This is a genomic window from Streptomyces sp. NPDC005141, assembly GCF_053599975.1.
In genome coordinates this window covers 20,253-36,647 of the sequence record NZ_JBSFYW010000059.1, presented here as the reverse complement: position 1 = coordinate 36,647, position 16,395 = coordinate 20,253, and the positions used below count along the sequence as shown (strand labels likewise).

Here is a 16,395-nt window from a genome sequence, read left to right as displayed (position 1 = left end):
GGGGCCTTTAAGCATGGGACTCGAAGAAAAGCTGCCGAGCGGATTCCTGCTGACCACCGTCGAGCAGGCCGCGGGCTGGGTGCGCAAGGCGTCCGTCTTCCCCGCGACATTCGGACTCGCCTGCTGCGCCATCGAGATGATGACGACTGGCGCCGGGCGCTACGACCTGGCGCGCTTCGGTATGGAGGTCTTCCGCGGGTCACCCCGCCAGGCCGACCTGATGATCGTGGCCGGCCGGGTGAGCCAGAAGATGGCGCCGGTGCTGCGGCAGGTCTACGACCAGATGCCCAACCCCAAGTGGGTCATCTCCATGGGGGTTTGTGCGTCATCGGGCGGAATGTTCAATAACTACGCCATTGTGCAGGGCGTCGACCACATCGTCCCGGTCGACATCTATTTGCCCGGATGCCCGCCGCGGCCCGAGATGCTGATGGACGCGATTCTCAAGCTCCACCAGAAGATCCAGACCTCCAAGCTCGGCGTGAACGCCGAGGAGGCGGCCCGCGAGGCGGAGGAAGCGGCGCTCAAGGCGCTCCCCACCATCGAGATGAAGGGCCTGCTGCGGTGAGCGACGCGAACGGCAACGGGGTCAACCCCGAAAAGGACCTCGGCGCCTCCAACCTCCCCGGCCAGCGAGGCGACAAGGGCGAGGAGATCCGCGTCCAGCGCGGCATGTTCGGCGCCAACAACGGCGGCGACACCTCCGGCTACGGCGGTCTGGTCCGCTCGATCCGGCTCCCCGGCGCGGCCAACCGCCCCTATGGCGGCTGGTTCGACGAGGTGGCCGACGAGCTGGAGGGCGCCCTGGAGGAACAGGGACTCGTCCCCGAGAACGTCATCGACAAGACGGTCGTCGACCGCGACGAGCTCACCTTCCACGTCGAACGCGAGTACCTGCTCCGCGTCGCCCAGACCCTGCGCGACGACCCGGCCCTCCGGTTCGAGCTGTGCACCGGCGTCTCCGGCGTCCACTACCCGCACGACAAGGGCCGCGAGCTGCACGCCGTCTACCACCTGCGCTCGATCACCCACAACCGGCTGATCCGCCTGGAGGTCAGCGCCCCCGACGCGGACCCGCACGTTCCCTCGCTCGTCTCCGTCTATCCGACGAACGACTGGCACGAGCGCGAGACGTACGACTTCTTCGGGCTGATCTTCGACGGTCACCCGGCGCTGACGCGGATCATGATGCCGGACGACTGGCAAGGCTTCCCGCAGCGCAAGGACTACCCCCTCGGCGGCATCCCCGTCGAGTACAAGGGCGCCCAGATCCCGGCTCCGGACCAGCGGAGGTCGTACTCATGAGCACGCAGACCCCTTCCGGGGCATCAGCCGCTTCGGCCCGCGAGACGACCGAGGGCACCGTATATACGGTCACCGGTGGCGACTGGGACGAGATCGCCCAGTCGGCGGCCAAGTCCGACGACGAGCGCATCATCGTCAACATGGGCCCGCAGCACCCGTCCACCCACGGCGTGCTCCGGCTCATCCTGGAGATCGACGGCGAGACGGTCACCGAGGCCCGCTGCGGCATCGGCTACCTCCACACCGGTATCGAGAAGAACCTCGAATTCCGTACGTGGACCCAGGGCACCACGTTCGTGACGCGCATGGATTATCTGACGCCGTTCTTCAACGAGACGGCGTACTGCCTCGGAGTCGAGAAGCTCCTCGGCATCACGGACGAGATCCCCGACCGCGCCTCGATCATCCGCGTGCTCCTCATGGAGCTGAACCGGCTCTCCTCCCACCTGGTGTGCATCGCCACCGGCGGCATGGAGCTGGGCGCCACCACGATCATGATCTACGGCTTCCGTGATCGTGAACTCATTCTCGACATCTACGAGCTGATCACCGGCCTGCGGATGAACCACGCGTACATCCGCCCCGGCGGACTCGCCCAGGACCTGCCCCCGGGCGCCGTGGACCAGATCCGCGAGTTCGTGAAGAAGATGAAGAAGAACCTTCCCGAGTACGACAAGCTCGCCACCGGGAACCCCATCTTCAAGGCCCGTATGCAGGACGTCGGCTATCTCGACCTCGCCGGCTGCATGGCCCTCGGCGCCACCGGCCCGGTCCTGCGCTCGGCGGGCCTCCCGCACGACCTGCGCAAGTCCCAGCCGTACTGCGGCTACGAGACCTACGACTTCGAGGTCCCGACCGCCGACACCTGCGACTCCTACGGGCGCTTCCTGATCCGCCTGGAGGAGATGCGCCAGTCGCTGCGGATCGTCGAGCAGTGCCTGGACCGGCTCCAGCCCGGCCCGGTCATGGTCACCGACAAGAAGATCGCCTGGCCCGCCCAGCTCGCGCTCGGCCCCGACGGTCTCGGCAACTCGCTCGACCACATCAAGAAGATCATGGGCACCTCCATGGAAGCCCTGATCCACCACTTCAAGCTGGTGACCGAGGGATTCCGCGTGCCGCCGGGACAGACGTACGTGGCGGTCGAGTCGCCCAAGGGCGAACTCGGGGTGCACGTCGTGTCCGACGGAGGCACCCGCCCCTACCGGGTCCACTTCCGCGACCCGTCCTTCACCAACCTGCAGGCCATGGCGGCGATGTGCGAAGGCGGCCAGATCGCCGACGTCATCGTCGCCGTCGCGTCCATCGACCCCGTGATGGGAGGCGTCGACCGGTGACCACGACCCCCGAGGGCGTCAGCCTGGGCATGCCCCAACTGCCCGCGCCCGACTACCCGGCCGATGTCCGGGCCCGGCTGGAGGCGGACGCGCGCGAGATCATCGCCCGCTACCCCGACTCCCGCTCGGCGCTCCTTCCGTTGCTGCATCTCGTGCAGTCGCAGGATGGCCATGTCACACGCACAGGACAGCGGTTCTGCGCGGAGGTACTGGGTCTGACGACGGCCGAGGTCACCGCGGTCGCGACCTTCTACTCGATGTACCGGCGCAAGCCGAGCGGTGACTATCAGGTGGGTGTCTGCACCAACACCCTGTGTGCCGTCATGGGCGGCGACGCCATCTTCGAGGCACTCCAGGACCACCTGGGCGTCGGCAACGGAGAGACCACCGGCGACGGCAAGGTCACGCTGGAACACATCGAGTGCAACGCGGCCTGCGACTTCGCGCCGGTCGTGATGGTCAACTGGGAGTTCTTCGACAACCAGACCGTGGACTCGGCCAAGCACCTCGTCGACGACCTGCGCGCGGGAGCCGACGTCGAGCCGACCCGCGGCGCCCGTCTGTGCACCTTCAAGGACACCGCCCGGATCCTGGCGGGCTTCCCCGACGAGCGCGAGGGCGCCGTGGAGGCCGGCGGCAGCGCGGGCCACGCGTCACTGGTGGGGCTGCGCCTGGCCAAGGGGGAGAGCGCCCCCGCGCGCGTGGTGCATCCGCGGGGCGGAGGAGCACCTCAGAACCAGCGGCCCCCCGAGCACCCGAGCTCACACGACGCGCCGCAGGACACGTCGGCCTCCGACCCGTCCCACCCGGCGGGTCCTGTCGCAGAGGAGGGGGAGTGATGACCTTGGCAGCCGAGATCAACGAAACGAGTCCCGAGAAGCTGCTCGCACCCGTGCTGTCCGCCTTCTGGGACGAGGACAGGTCCTGGACGCTGGACGTCTACCGAAGGCACGAGGGGTACGAGGGCCTGCGCAAGGCGCTCGCCATGTCGCCGGACGACCTGATCGCGTACGTCAAGGACTCCGGACTGCGCGGCCGCGGCGGGGCGGGATTCCCCACGGGAATGAAATGGCAGTTCATTCCTCAGGGTGATGGCAAACCACACTATCTAGTTGTCAACGCCGACGAGTCGGAGCCGGGAACCTGCAAGGACATCCCGCTCCTCTTCGCGAACCCGCACAGCCTCATCGAGGGCATTGTGATCGCGTGTTATGCCATTCGGTCTTCGCATGCCTTCATCTATCTTCGCGGTGAAGTGGTCCCCGTATTGCGGCGGTTGCACGAGGCCGTACGTGAGGCCTACGAGGCGGGCTACCTCGGCGAGAACATCCTGGGCAGCGGACTCGACCTCCAGCTCACCGTGCACGCGGGCGCGGGCGCGTACATCTGCGGTGAAGAGACCGCACTGCTCGACTCGCTCGAAGGCCGCCGTGGACAACCGCGGCTCCGTCCCCCTTTCCCTGCTGTCGCGGGCCTCTATGCGTGCCCAACTGTTGTAAATAACGTCGAATCGATCGCGTCAGTTCCCGCAATTCTCCAAAAGGGCAAGGAATGGTTCAGGTCGATGGGCAGCGAGAAGTCTCCGGGCTTCACGCTCTACTCGCTCAGCGGCCATGTCGCCAGCCCCGGCCAGTTCGAGGCCCCGCTCGGCATCACGCTGCGCCAACTCCTGGACATGAGTGGCGGGATGCGCCCCGGTCACCGGCTGAAGTTCTGGACGCCGGGCGGCTCCTCGACCCCGATGTTCACCGACGAGCACCTCGACGTCCCTCTTGATTACGAAGGAGTGGGCGCCGCGGGTTCCATGCTCGGCACGAAAGCACTCCAGTGCTTCGACGAGACGACCTGTGTCGTACGCGCCGTCACCCGCTGGACCGAGTTCTACGCCCACGAGTCCTGCGGCAAGTGCACGCCCTGCCGCGAAGGGACTTACTGGCTCGTCCAGTTGCTGCGGGACATCGAGGCCGGCAAGGGCGTGATGTCCGACCTCGACAAGCTCAACGACATCGCCGACAACATCAACGGCAAGTCCTTCTGCGCCCTCGGCGACGGTGCCGCCTCGCCGATCTTCTCCTCGCTCAAGTACTTCCGTGAGGAGTACGAGCAGCACATCAAGGGCCGCGGCTGCCCCTTCGACCCGGCCAGGTCGACGGCCTGGGCGGACAAGCACACGGAGGTGAACGCATGACAGTGACCACCAGCGCTCCCTCCGGAGGCGGGGAAGCGGCGGTCCCCCCGGCGGATCTCGTCTCGCTGACGATCGACGGCGTCGAGATCAGCGTGCCCAAGGGCACCCTGGTCATCCGGGCCGCCGAAGAGCTCGGCATCGAGATCCCCCGGTTCTGCGACCACCCGCTCCTCGACCCGGCCGGCGCCTGCCGCCAGTGCATCGTCGAGGTCGAGGGCCAGCGCAAGCCCATGGCGTCCTGCACGATCACCTGTACGGACGGGATGGTCGTCAAGACGCATCTCACCTCGCCGGTGGCCGAGAAGGCGCAGCACGGGGTGATGGAGCTGCTGCTCATCAACCACCCGCTGGACTGCCCGGTCTGCGACAAGGGCGGCGAGTGCCCCCTGCAGAACCAGGCGATGTCGCACGGCAACACCGAATCCCGCTTCGAGGGCAGGAAGCGGACGTACGAGAAGCCGGTCCCGATCTCCACACAGGTGCTGCTCGACCGCGAGCGGTGCGTGCTCTGCGCCCGCTGCACCCGCTTCTCCAACCAGATCGCGGGCGACCCCATGATCGAGCTGATCGAGCGGGGCGCGCTCCAGCAGGTCGGCACCGGTGAGGGCGACACGTTCGAGTCGTACTTCTCCGGGAACACGATCCAGATCTGCCCGGTGGGCGCGCTCACGTCGGCGGCGTATCGCTTCCGCTCGCGCCCCTTCGACCTCATCTCCTCGCACTCCGTGTGCGAGCACTGCTCCGGCGGCTGCGCGACGCGCACCGACCACCGGCGCGGCAAGGTCATGCGGCGCCTCGCGGCCCCGGACCCCGAGGTCAACGAGGAGTGGCTGTGCGACAAGGGGCGGTTCGGGTTCCGGTACGCGCAGCAGCGCGACCGCCTCGACACGCCCCTGGTGCGCAACGCCGAGGGCGTCCTTGAGCCCGCCTCCTGGCCGGAGGCCCTGGAGGCCGCGGCGCAGGGGCTGACGGCGGCCCGCGGCCGGGCCGGTGTCCTCACCGGCGGCCGGCTCACCGTCGAGGACGCCTACGCGTACAGCAAGTTCGCGCGCGTGGCCCTCGACACGAACGACATCGACTTCCGCGCGCGCGTGCACAGCTCCGAGGAGGCCGACTTCCTGGCCGCCCGGGTCGCCGGACGCGGACGGGATCTCGACAGTACGGGTGTCACGTACACCTCCCTGGAGAAGGCGCCCGCCGTCCTGCTGGCGGGCTTCGAGTCCGAGGAGGAGGCGCCCGGCGTCTTCCTGCGGCTGCGCAAGGCATGGCGCGGGCACGGTCAGAAGACCTTCTCGCTCGCCACGCACTCCACACGGGGCCTGGAGAAGGCTGGCGGCACGCTGTTGCCGTCCGCGCCCGGCACCGAGACCGAGTGGCTGGACGCTCTCGCGAGCGGCGTCGGCCTGGAGGGCGACGGAGCCAAGGCCGCCGAGGCGCTGCGCGCCGAGGGCGCGGTGATCGCCGTCGGTGAGCGGCTGGCAGCCGTGGCGGGCGGGCTCACCGCCGCCGTGCGGGCCGCCTCCGCCACCGGCGCCCACCTGGTGTGGATTCCGCGCCGGGCCGGGGAGCGCGGCGCGATCGAGGCGGGCGCGCTTCCGTCGCTGCTGCCGGGCGGACGCCCGGCCACCGACCCGCGCGCGCGGGACGAGGTCGCGGCCGCCTGGGGTGTCTCCGAACTCCCGCACCGCTACGGCCGCGACACCGGTCAGATCGTGGAGGCGGCCGCCGTCGGCGAGCTGCGGGCGCTGGTGGTCGCGGGCGTGGAGGTCGCCGACCTCCCCGACCCGGCACGCGCGCGTGAGGCACTGTCCGAGGTGGGCTTCCTGGTGTCGCTCGAACTGCGGCCCAGTGAGGTCACCGAGCACGCGGACGTCGTCCTGCCGGTCGCCGCGGTAGCCGAGAAGGCCGGAAGCTTCCTCAACTGGGAAGGCAGGGTCCGTTCCTTCGAGGCGGCGCTCAAGCCCGATCAGATGACCCGGCGCCTGGCGCCCGCCGACGCGCGCGTCCTGCAGATGCTGGCCGACGCCATGGACGTGCACCTGGGGCTGCCGGATCTGCGCACCGCGCGCGGAGAGCTCGACCGGCTCGGTTCCTGGGACGGGCCGCACGCCACCGAACCCCTGGAGACCGGGGTGCAGTTGCCGCGTCCGGCCGCCGGTGAGGCCGTACTGGCCGGGCACCGGCTGCTGCTCGACCGAGGGCGCCTCCAGGAGGGCGACGACGCGCTCGCCGGGACCCGGCACGCCGCACACGCGCGCGTGTCGGCCGCCACGGCCGCCGAGGCCGGGGTCAAGAACGGCGACGTCCTCGCCGTGAGCGGTCCCGTCGGAGTGGTCGAACTCCCGCTGCAGATCACCGAGATGCCCGACCGTGTGGTCTGGCTCCCGCTGAACTCGAGCGGGAAGGGCGTCGCCTCCGACACCGGGGCGCTGCCCGGCGCCCTCGTCCGCATCGGTCCGGCGACCGTCGCCGCCGAGGCTCCCAAGGAGGTGGAGGCATGACGCCGTACCTCGCTGCTGAAGACCTCTCGATGTTCGGCCGTGACCCCTGGTGGCTGGTCGTCGTCAAGGCGGTGTTCTGCTTCGCCTTCCTGATGGTGACCGTGCTCTTCTCCATCGTGTGGGAGCGCAAGGTCGTCGCCTGGATGCAACTGCGCATCGGTCCCAACCGGCACGGGCCCTGGGGGATGCTCCAGTCGCTCGCCGACGGCGTCAAACTGATGCTCAAGGAAGACCTCATCGTCAAGCGCGCGGACAAGGTGGTCTACGTCCTCGCGCCGATCGTCGCGGCCATTCCGGCCTTCATGGCGATCGCGGTGATCCCCTTCGGGCCCGCGGACAACGAGATCTCGATCTTCGGTCAGCGCACCACGATGCAGCTCACCGACCTGCCGATCGCGATGCTCTTCATCCTCGCGGTGGCCTCGGTGGGCATCTACGGGATCGTGCTCGCCGGCTGGAGTTCCGGATCCACCTATCCGCTGCTCGGCGGCCTGCGGTCCTGCGCGCAGATGATCTCGTACGAGATCGCCATGGGTGCCGCGTTCGCCTCGGTGTTCCTCTACTCCGGGTCGATGTCGACCTCGACGATCGTCGAGCAGCAGCACGACCGCTGGTTCATCGTCCTGCTGCCGGTGTCGTTCCTCATCTACATCATCACGATGGTCGGTGAGACCAACCGGGCCCCGTTCGACATGCCGGAGTCCGAGGGCGACCTGGTCGGCGGCTTCAACACCGAGTACTCGTCCATCAAGTTCGCGCTGTTCATGCTCGCCGAGTACGTGAACATGGTGACGGTCTCGGCCGTGTCGACGACGCTCTTCCTGGGCGGCTGGCGGGCCCCGTGGCCGATCAGCACCTTCTGGGAGGGCGCCAACCACGGCTGGTGGCCGATGCTCTGGTTCGTGGTGAAGGTGCAGCTGCTGCTGTTCTTCTTCATCTGGCTGCGCGGCACGCTCCCGCGTGTCCGCTACGACCAGTTGATGAAGCTGGGCTGGAAGGTCCTCATCCCGGTCTCCGTCGTGTGGCTGATGCTCGTCGCGACGGTACGGACGCTGCGGAACGAGAACTACGACTTCGCGGACATCGCCCTGTACGTCGGCGGAGGCGTCCTCGTCCTGTTGCTGCTGTCGTTCGCGGCGGACATCTTCCGCGACAAGCGGGGGGACCAGGAAGCGCCCGCCGAGCCGGCCGCTTTCGACCCGATGGCCGGTGGATTCCCCGTGCCCCCGCTGCCCGGCCAGGAGCTGCCGCCGGTGCCCCGGCGCAGCCCGCGCCGCGAGCGGGAGTTGATTGTCAGTGGCGGGTCCGATACTGCGAGTGACGGATCGATTGCCGGATCTCGTGACGGAAAGGAGGGGTCCGATGGCTGAGGAGCCGAAGGAGACCAAACCAGGTTTCCAGAACCCGGTCGCCGGTTTCGGCGTGACCTTCAAGGCCATGTTCAAGAAGCGGCTGACCGAGCAGTACCCGGAGCAGCAGAAGACCACCGCACCGCGGTTCCACGGCCGGCACCAGCTCAACCGTCATCCGGACGGCCTGGAGAAGTGCATCGGTTGTGAGCTGTGCGCCTGGGCCTGTCCCGCGGACGCCATCTATGTGGAGGGCGCGGACAACACCGAGGAGGAGCGCTACTCCCCGGGCGAGCGGTACGGCCGCGTCTACCAGATCAACTACGCCCGCTGCATCCTGTGCGGCCTGTGCATCGAGGCGTGCCCCACGCGCGCGTTGACGATGACGAACGAGTTCGAGCTCGCCGACAGCAGTCGCGCCAACCTGATCTACACCAAGGAGCAGCTGCTCGCCGGACTCGAGGAAGGCATGGTCGAGACACCGCACTCGATCTTCCCGGGTACGGACGAGCAGGACTACTACCGGGGTCTGGTGACGGAGGCGGCGCCCGGTACGGAGCGCCAGGTGGCCGTCTCCAAGGGCGAATTGCATCCCTCGGCGAGCCCGTCGGGCGCGACTGCCGGAGAGGGGGCGGAGGCATGACCGGCCTGGCCGCTTACTCCACCTCCACCGGAGAGGCCTTCCAGTTCTGGGTCCTCGGCACCGTCGCGGTGATCGGCGCCCTGTGCACCGTCTTCATGAGGAAGGCCGTGCACAGCGCTCTGTGCCTCGCCGGGACCATGATCATCCTGGCGGTGTTCTACCTCGCCAACGGCGCGTACTTCCTGGGCATCGTCCAGATCGTCGTCTACACCGGCGCGATCATGATGCTCTTCCTCTTCGTCGTCATGCTCGTCGGTGTCACCGCGGCGGACTCGCTGAAGGAGACCATCAAGGGGCAGCGCTGGCTGGCCCTGATCAGCGGACTGGGCTTCGGAGTCCTCCTGTTCGCCGGTATCGGCAACGCGTCGATCAAGGACTTCAACGGCCTGGCCAAGGCGAACGCGAACGGCAACGTGGAGGGCCTCGCCGCCCTCATCTTCACGAAGTACGTGTTCGCCTTCGAAATCACCGGCGCCCTGCTCATCACGGCCGCCGTCGGCGCCATGGTGCTGACGCACCGCGAGCGCACCGAGCGCGCCAAGACCCAGCGCGAGATGTCCGAGCAGCGCGTGCGCGAGGGCAAGCACGTGCCCCCGCTGCCGGCACCGGGTGTCTACGCCCGGCACAACGCGGTGGACATCGCGGGCCTGCTCCCCGACGGCACTCCGTCCGAGCTGACCGTCAGCAAGACGCTGCGCGACCGCGGCCAGGTCCGTGACGTGTCGGCCGACGCGTTGAACGATCTGAAGGCGCTGGAGCAGCGCGCCGAGGAGCGCCTGGAGCGCACGAAGACGGAGGAGGCGTCCAAGTGAACCCGGTCAACTACCTCTATCTCGCCGCCCTGTTGTTCACGATCGGCGCCACCGGTGTGCTGATCAGGCGGAACGCGATCGTGGTGTTCATGTGCGTCGAGCTCATGCTCAACGCCTGCAATCTCGCCTTCGTCACCTTCTCCCGTATGCACGGCAATCTCGACGGCCAGATCATCGCCTTCTTCACGATGGTCGTCGCCGCCGCGGAGGTCGTGGTCGGGCTCGCGATCATCGTGTCGCTGTTCCGTTCCCGCCACTCGGCCTCGGTCGACGACGCCAGCCTGATGAAGTTGTAAGGGGTCGCTGAATCGTGGAGAACCTGATTGCGCTGCTGGTAGCGGCGCCTCTGCTCGGAGCGGTCGTACTGCTGTGCGGCGGACGGCGGCTGGATGCCGTCGGCCAATGGATCGGCACCGCGTTCGCGGCCGCCTCCTTCGTGATCGCCGCCGTCCTCTTCGCCGCCATGCTGGGGAAGAGCCCCGAGGACCGGACCCTTACGCAGCATCTGTACAGCTGGATCGCCGTCGGGGACTTCCGTGCCGACGTCGGCTTCCAGCTCGACCAGCTGTCGATGACGTTCGTCCTGCTGATCACCGGCGTCGGCTCGCTGATCCATCTGTACTCGATCGGGTACATGGAGCACGACGAGCGCCGCCGCCGCTTCTTCGGCTACCTGAACCTGTTCCTGGCGGCGATGCTGCTGCTCGTCCTCGCCGACAACTACCTGCTGCTGTACGTCGGCTGGGAGGGCGTCGGTCTCGCCTCGTACCTGCTGATCGGCTTCTGGCAGCACAAGCCCAGCGCCGCCACCGCCGCCAAGAAGGCCTTCCTGGTCAACCGCGTCGGCGACATCGGCCTGTCCATCGCCATCATGCTGATGTTCACGACCTTCGGGACCTTCGCCTTCGGGCCGTTGCTCGGCACCGAGGAGCACCCCGGCCTGGTCGGGGACGCCACCGAGGGCAAGCTCACCGCCGTCGCCCTGATGCTGCTGCTCGCCGCCTGCGGCAAGTCCGCCCAGGTGCCGCTGCAGTCCTGGCTCGGGGACGCGATGGAGGGCCCGACCCCGGTCTCGGCCCTCATCCACGCCGCCACCATGGTGACCGCGGGTGTGTACCTGATCGTGCGGTCGGCGGCCGTCTTCAACGGAGCGCCCGACGCACAGCTCGTCGTCACCGTCGTGGGCGCCGTCACGCTCCTGTTCGGTGCGATCGTCGGTTGCGCGAAGGACGACATCAAGAAGGCGCTCGCCGGCTCGACCATGTCGCAGATCGGCTACATGGTGCTGGCGGCGGGCCTCGGTCCCATCGGCTACGTCTTCGCGATCATGCACCTGGTGACGCACGGCTTCTTCAAGGCCGGTCTCTTCCTCGGCGCCGGTTCGGTCATGCACGGCATGAACGACGAGGTCGACATGAGGAAGTTCGGCGGCCTCAGGAAGTACATGCCGATCACGTTCGTGACCTTCGGCCTCGGCTATCTCGCGATCATCGGCTTCCCGGGCCTGTCCGGCTTCTTCTCCAAGGACAAGATCATCGAGGCGGCCTTCGCCAAGGGCGGCACCGAGGGCTGGATCCTCGGCAGCGTGGCCCTGCTGGGCGCGGCGATCACCGCGTACTACATGACGCGCGTGATGATCATGACCTTCTTCGGGGAGAAGCGCTGGCAGCCCGACCCTGACGGCCATGAGCCGCACCCGCACGAGTCGCCCAGGTCCATGACGATCCCGATGATCGTGCTGGCCTTCGGGTCGGTCTTCGCCGGTGGCTACTTCAGCATCGGCGACCGCTTCCTGCACTGGCTGGAGCCGGTCACCGGGCACTCGGAGGGCGACTCGCCCGTCAGCGCCCTCACGGTGACGCTGGCCACCATGGTGCTGCTGGTCGTCGGCGCCGGCATCGCCTACCTCCAGTACGGTCGCAGCTCCGTCCCGGTCGTCGCCCCGCGCGGTTCCCTGCTCGCCCGGGCGGCCCGACGCGACCTGTACCAGGACGACTTCAACCATGTCGTGCTGGTGCGCGGCGGCGAGCACCTCACGCGCTCGCTGGTGTACGTCGACCACACCCTGGTCGACGGAGTCGTCAACGGGACGGCGGCCTCGGTCGGCGGCCTCTCCGGGCGGCTGCGCAAGCTGCAGAACGGCTATGCGCGCAGTTACGCGGTCTCGATGTTCGGCGGTGCGGCGATCCTCGTCGCCGCGACCCTGCTGATGAGGGCGGTCTGATACCGATGTCCTTTCCTCTGCTGACAGCGACGGCGGCGCTCCCGGCCCTCGGGGCGATCGCCACGGCCGCCGTGCCGGCCGCGCGGCGCGTCGCCGCCAAGTGGCTCGCGCTGCTCGTCTCCCTCGGCACCCTGGTGTTCGCCGCGATCGCCTTGGTGCGTTTCGACCCCGGCGGTGACCGGTATCAGCTCACCGAGTCCCACGCCTGGATCGCGGACTTCGGGGTGCGCTACGAACTGGGTGTGGACGGCATCGGGGTGGCGCTCGTCGCACTCACCGCGCTGCTGATGCCGTTCGTGATCCTGGCGGGCTGGCACGACGCCGACCCGCAGGAGACCGGCAACACGCGGTGGCGGCCGACGCAGGGCTTCTTCGCCCTGATCCTGGCCGTCGAGGCGATGGTGATCATCTCCTTCGAGGCCACCGACGTCTTCCTCTTCTACATCTTCTTCGAAGCCATGCTCATCCCGATGTACTTCCTCATCGGCGGCTTCGGGGACAAGGCCCACGAGCACGGCGACGAGGTGGCGGCGACGCAACGCTCGTACGCCGCGGTGAAGTTCCTCCTCTACAACCTGGTCGGCGGCCTGATCATGCTGGCCGCCGTGATCGGCCTCTACGTGGTGGCCGGGAACTTCTCGCTCCAGGAGATCGTCCAGGCCCGGGCCAACGGGTCGCTGCACATGGCGACCAGCACCGAACGGTGGCTCTTCCTCGGATTCTTCTTCGCCTTCGCGGTGAAGGCGCCCCTGTGGCCGCTGCACACCTGGCTGCCCAACGCCATGGGTGAGGCCACCGCGCCGGTCGCCGTGCTGATCACGGCGGTCGTCGACAAGGTCGGCACCTTCGCGATGCTCCGCTTCTGCCTCCAGCTCTTCCCGGAGGCGAGCAAGTGGGCGACGCCCGTGATCCTCGTACTGGCGCTGATCAGCATCATCTACGGGGCGCTGCTCGCGGTCGGACAGCGGGACATCAAGCGACTGGTCGCCTACGCGTCGATCTCGCACTTCGGGTTCATCATCCTGGGCATCTTCGCGATGACCAGTCAGGGCCAGTCGGGCGCGACGCTCTACATGGTCAACCACGGGATCTCGACCGCCGCCCTGATGCTGGTGGCGGGCTTCCTGATCTCGCGGCGCGGCTCGCGTCTGATCGCCGACTACGGAGGGGTGCAGAAGGTCGCACCGGTGCTCGCGGGCACCTTCCTGATCGGCAGTCTCGCGACCCTCTCGCTCCCCGGTCTCGCGCCCTTCGTGAGTGAATTCCTGGTCCTGGTGGGCACGTTCACGCGCTACCCGGCCGTCGGCATCATCGCCACCTTCGGCATCGTCCTCGCCGCGCTCTACACCCTCGTCCTCTACCAGCGGACGATGACGGGCCCGGTCAAGGCGGAGGTGGCCGAGATGCCGGACCTCAGGGTGCGCGAGCTCCTGGTGGTCGCCCCGCTGATCGCTCTGCTGATCTTCCTGGGCGTCTACCCGAAGCCGGTCACCGACATCGTCAACCCGGCGGTCAAGCAGACCATGTCAGATGTACACAAGACGGACCCCCAGCCCGAGGTGGAGGCGGCCAAGTGAGCGCATCAGCCGTCCACAGCCTGTGGACAACGGCGGCAACCGCGGCCGAACCGATCTCCAAGATCGATGCACCGAAGATCGAATATGGGCAATTGTCGCCCACCTTGATCGTTCTCGGTGCGGCGATCGTCGGAGTGCTGGTCGAGGCCTTTGTTCCGCGCAAGTCGCGTTACTACACGCAAGTGTTCGTCGCCGTCGTCGCACTCGCCGCGGCGTTCGCCGCGGTCGTCGCGCTCGCGGCGGGCGGATACGGCACCACGAAGGCGCACATCGCGGCGATGGGCGCGATCGCGGTTGACGGACCGTCCCTGTTCCTCCAGGGCACGATCCTGCTGGCCGGCATCCTCGGCGTCTTCACCTTCGCCGAGCGGCGCCTCGACCCGGAGGCACACGGAAACCGGGTCGACTCCTTCGCCGCGCAGGCCGCCTCGGTGCCCGGCAGCGACAGCGAGAAGGCCGCCGTGAAGGCCGGGTTCACCACCACCGAGGTGTTCCCGCTGCTGCTCTTCGCGATCAGCGGCATGCTGGTCTTCCCGTCGGCCAACGACCTGCTGACGCTGTTCATCGCGCTGGAGGTCTTCTCCCTCCCGCTCTACCTCCTGTGCGCCGTGGCCCGCCGCAAGCGGCTCATGTCGCAGGAGGCGGCGGTCAAGTACTTCCTGCTCGGTGCCTTCGCCTCCGCGTTCACGCTCTTCGGCATCGCCCTGCTGTACGGCTACGCGGGCTCGGTGTCCTACGCGACGATCGCGCACGTCGTCGACGGCACGGTCACGAACATCGACCCGGCGCTCGCCGGCACCATGGGCAATGACGTACTGCTGCTCATCGGCACCGCCCTGGTCGTCATGGGCCTGCTCTTCAAGGTCGGCGCGGTGCCTTTCCACATGTGGACACCGGACGTCTACCAGGGCGCGCCGACCCCGGTCACCGGCTTCATGGCGGCGGCGACGAAGGTGGCCGCGTTCGGCGCGCTGCTGCGCCTGCTGTACGTCGTCCTGCCGGGCCTGCGCTGGGACTGGCGTCCGGTCATGTGGGCCGTGGCGATCGTCACCATGCTGGGCGGCGCGATCGTCGCGATCACCCAGACCGACATCAAACGGCTCCTGGCGTACTCGTCGATCGCCCACGCCGGATTCATCCTGGCGGGTGTCATCGCCGCCTCGCCCGACGGCGTCTCGTCGGTGCTCTTCTACCTGGGCGCGTACTCCTTCGTCACGATCGGCGCCTTCGCCGTCGTCACGCTCGTACGGGACGCGGGTGGCGAGGCCACGCACCTGTCCAAGTGGGCGGGTCTCGGACGCAGATCCCCGTTGGTGGCCGCGGTGTTCGCGATCTTCCTGCTGGCCTTCGCGGGTATTCCGCTGACCTCAGGGTTCTCCGGAAAGTTCGCCGTGTTCAAGGCGGCGGCGGAGGGCGGCGCGGGCGCGCTGGTCGTGGTCGGTGTGATCTCGTCGGCCATCGCGGCGTTCTTCTACATCCGCGTGATCGTGCTCATGTTCTTCAGTGAGCCGAAGCCCGAGGGGCCGACGGTCGCCGTGCCGTCGCCCCTCACCATGACGGCCATCGCCGTGGGCGTGGCGGTCACGCTGGTGCTGGGTGTGGCGCCGCAGTACTTCCTGGACCTGGCGGGCCAGGCCGGGGTCTTCGTGCGCTGAGCAGGACCTTGCGCGGCTCGGGCCCCGCTCTCTTCGGGGGGAGCGGGGCCCGAGCCGTTCTCAGTGGGCGGGGTGGGTCGTCCCCGACGAACCGGAGTGGGTGTTTCCCGAGCCGGAGTGGGTCGGAGCGGCCGGGCACTTCACCCGGGGATTCCAGCGGTTGAACAGCCCGCTGGGGTTGTGCTTCCAGAGCCAGACGTGCAGGTCGTAGTGGACCGGCATGCCGGGGTAGTGCCCCGGCATCGGACCGTCGAACTTCTGGCCGCCGAACATCGAAGGCCGGTCCTTGGAGGTCTTCAGGTTCTGGTCGGCGTCCACCACGATCCACTCGACCCCGACGAGCCTGCGCCTGCCGTTCTTCCCGTCCTCGAAGAGAAGGGCGGAGGGCTTCGCCGGGTCGAGCGAGCCGTAGCGGGACTCGTTGAAGTAGTGGTAGCCCATGCTGCCGTGTCCCGCGGGATCCGTGGTGCACTGACGGGGGACGTATCCGTCGGCGAGGGCGGACTTCTCGTCGAGGTACTTGACGCTGGCCATGTACGCCGCGGCAAGATCCCGCATGGCCTTCCGGTCTTCCGGGCCGACCGGACCGCTCGCGGCCGGGGCGGGAACGGTGGCCAGGGCGAGCGACGCGGCGGTGGCCGTCACGAGAGTGATGACGGTCCTGAGGGGGCGCTGGGACATGCGAAGGCTCCTAGAGGCGCGAGAGAGGCGTGGGCGACGGCGCCGGTCCGTCGGCTGCGGGCCCCCTCCTCCCGCCCGAGCAGCATGTCCCCCGGTCGCGAAGTGCCGCCATGCAAGCGGGGC

14 protein-coding genes are annotated in these 16,395 nt (G+C 68.3%); 13 read left to right on the top strand and 1 reads right to left on the bottom strand.

The genetic code is table 11. The features are described from left to right. The first annotated feature begins 13 nt into the window (after nucleotides 1-13). From ACWD68_RS33320 to nuoN, 13 genes are read left to right on the top strand one after another with little or no spacing between them, the layout of a single operon-like run. The gene (locus ACWD68_RS33320; protein WP_003998928.1) at nucleotides 14-568 is read left to right on the top strand and encodes a NuoB/complex I 20 kDa subunit family protein; all 555 of its coding nucleotides are present in this window, start codon (nucleotides 14-16) and stop codon (nucleotides 566-568) included. Continuing rightward, complete coding sequence (locus ACWD68_RS33315; protein ID WP_356469736.1) at nucleotides 565-1,305, top strand: NADH-quinone oxidoreductase subunit C; 741 nt, start codon at nucleotides 565-567, stop codon at nucleotides 1,303-1,305. The genes ACWD68_RS33320 and ACWD68_RS33315 overlap by 4 nt, the downstream gene beginning before the upstream one ends. Further along, nucleotides 1,302-2,642, top strand: coding sequence for an NADH-quinone oxidoreductase subunit D (locus ACWD68_RS33310; RefSeq protein ID WP_451810183.1), 1,341 nt, complete (start codon nucleotides 1,302-1,304; stop codon nucleotides 2,640-2,642). Before ACWD68_RS33315 ends, ACWD68_RS33310 begins: the two co-directional genes overlap by 4 nt. Continuing rightward, nucleotides 2,639-3,481, top strand: a complete 843-nt coding sequence (nuoE, locus tag ACWD68_RS33305) for an NADH-quinone oxidoreductase subunit NuoE (RefSeq protein ID WP_451810182.1) — start codon at nucleotides 2,639-2,641, stop codon at nucleotides 3,479-3,481. Before ACWD68_RS33310 ends, nuoE begins: the two co-directional genes overlap by 4 nt. Continuing rightward, the gene (gene nuoF / locus ACWD68_RS33300; RefSeq protein WP_451810181.1) at nucleotides 3,478-4,830 is read left to right on the top strand and encodes an NADH-quinone oxidoreductase subunit NuoF; all 1,353 of its coding nucleotides are present in this window, start codon (nucleotides 3,478-3,480) and stop codon (nucleotides 4,828-4,830) included. Before nuoE ends, nuoF begins: the two co-directional genes overlap by 4 nt. Further along, nucleotides 4,827-7,331, top strand: coding sequence for an NADH-quinone oxidoreductase subunit G (locus ACWD68_RS33295; RefSeq protein ID WP_451810180.1), 2,505 nt, complete (start codon nucleotides 4,827-4,829; stop codon nucleotides 7,329-7,331). The genes nuoF and ACWD68_RS33295 overlap by 4 nt, the downstream gene beginning before the upstream one ends. Beyond that, nucleotides 7,328-8,701 carry an NADH-quinone oxidoreductase subunit NuoH gene (gene nuoH, locus ACWD68_RS33290; protein ID WP_451810179.1) on the top strand — a complete coding sequence of 458 codons (1,374 nt, stop codon included), beginning with the start codon at nucleotides 7,328-7,330 and terminating at the stop codon, nucleotides 8,699-8,701. Before ACWD68_RS33295 ends, nuoH begins: the two co-directional genes overlap by 4 nt. Next, nucleotides 8,694-9,323: an NADH-quinone oxidoreductase subunit NuoI gene (gene nuoI, locus ACWD68_RS33285; RefSeq protein WP_451810178.1), complete on the top strand. Its 630-nt coding sequence runs from the start codon at nucleotides 8,694-8,696 to the stop codon at nucleotides 9,321-9,323. The genes nuoH and nuoI overlap by 8 nt, the downstream gene beginning before the upstream one ends. Next, nucleotides 9,320-10,135 (top strand): NADH-quinone oxidoreductase subunit J, encoded by an 816-nt coding sequence (locus ACWD68_RS33280; protein ID WP_451810177.1) that lies wholly within the window; start codon nucleotides 9,320-9,322, stop codon nucleotides 10,133-10,135. Before nuoI ends, ACWD68_RS33280 begins: the two co-directional genes overlap by 4 nt. Continuing rightward, nucleotides 10,132-10,431, top strand: a complete 300-nt coding sequence (gene nuoK / locus ACWD68_RS33275; RefSeq protein ID WP_093829093.1) for an NADH-quinone oxidoreductase subunit NuoK — start codon at nucleotides 10,132-10,134, stop codon at nucleotides 10,429-10,431. The genes ACWD68_RS33280 and nuoK overlap by 4 nt, the downstream gene beginning before the upstream one ends. Nucleotides 10,432-10,445: 14 nt before the next feature. Then, nucleotides 10,446-12,359, top strand: a complete 1,914-nt coding sequence (gene nuoL / locus ACWD68_RS33270; RefSeq protein ID WP_451810176.1) for an NADH-quinone oxidoreductase subunit L — start codon at nucleotides 10,446-10,448, stop codon at nucleotides 12,357-12,359. A 5-nt stretch (nucleotides 12,360-12,364) separates the two neighbouring features. Beyond that, nucleotides 12,365-13,936, top strand: a complete 1,572-nt coding sequence (locus tag ACWD68_RS33265) for an NADH-quinone oxidoreductase subunit M (protein ID WP_451810175.1) — start codon at nucleotides 12,365-12,367, stop codon at nucleotides 13,934-13,936. Further along, nucleotides 13,933-15,591 carry an NADH-quinone oxidoreductase subunit NuoN gene (gene nuoN, locus ACWD68_RS33260; RefSeq protein WP_451810174.1) on the top strand — a complete coding sequence of 553 codons (1,659 nt, stop codon included), beginning with the start codon at nucleotides 13,933-13,935 and terminating at the stop codon, nucleotides 15,589-15,591. The genes ACWD68_RS33265 and nuoN overlap by 4 nt, the downstream gene beginning before the upstream one ends. A 60-nt stretch (nucleotides 15,592-15,651) precedes the next feature. Here the strand turns inward: nuoN and ACWD68_RS33255 are convergent, their stop codons facing one another. After that, nucleotides 15,652-16,272 (bottom strand): hypothetical protein, encoded by a 621-nt coding sequence (locus ACWD68_RS33255; protein ID WP_451810173.1) that lies wholly within the window; start codon nucleotides 16,270-16,272, stop codon nucleotides 15,652-15,654. Nucleotides 16,273-16,395 lie beyond the last annotated feature (123 nt).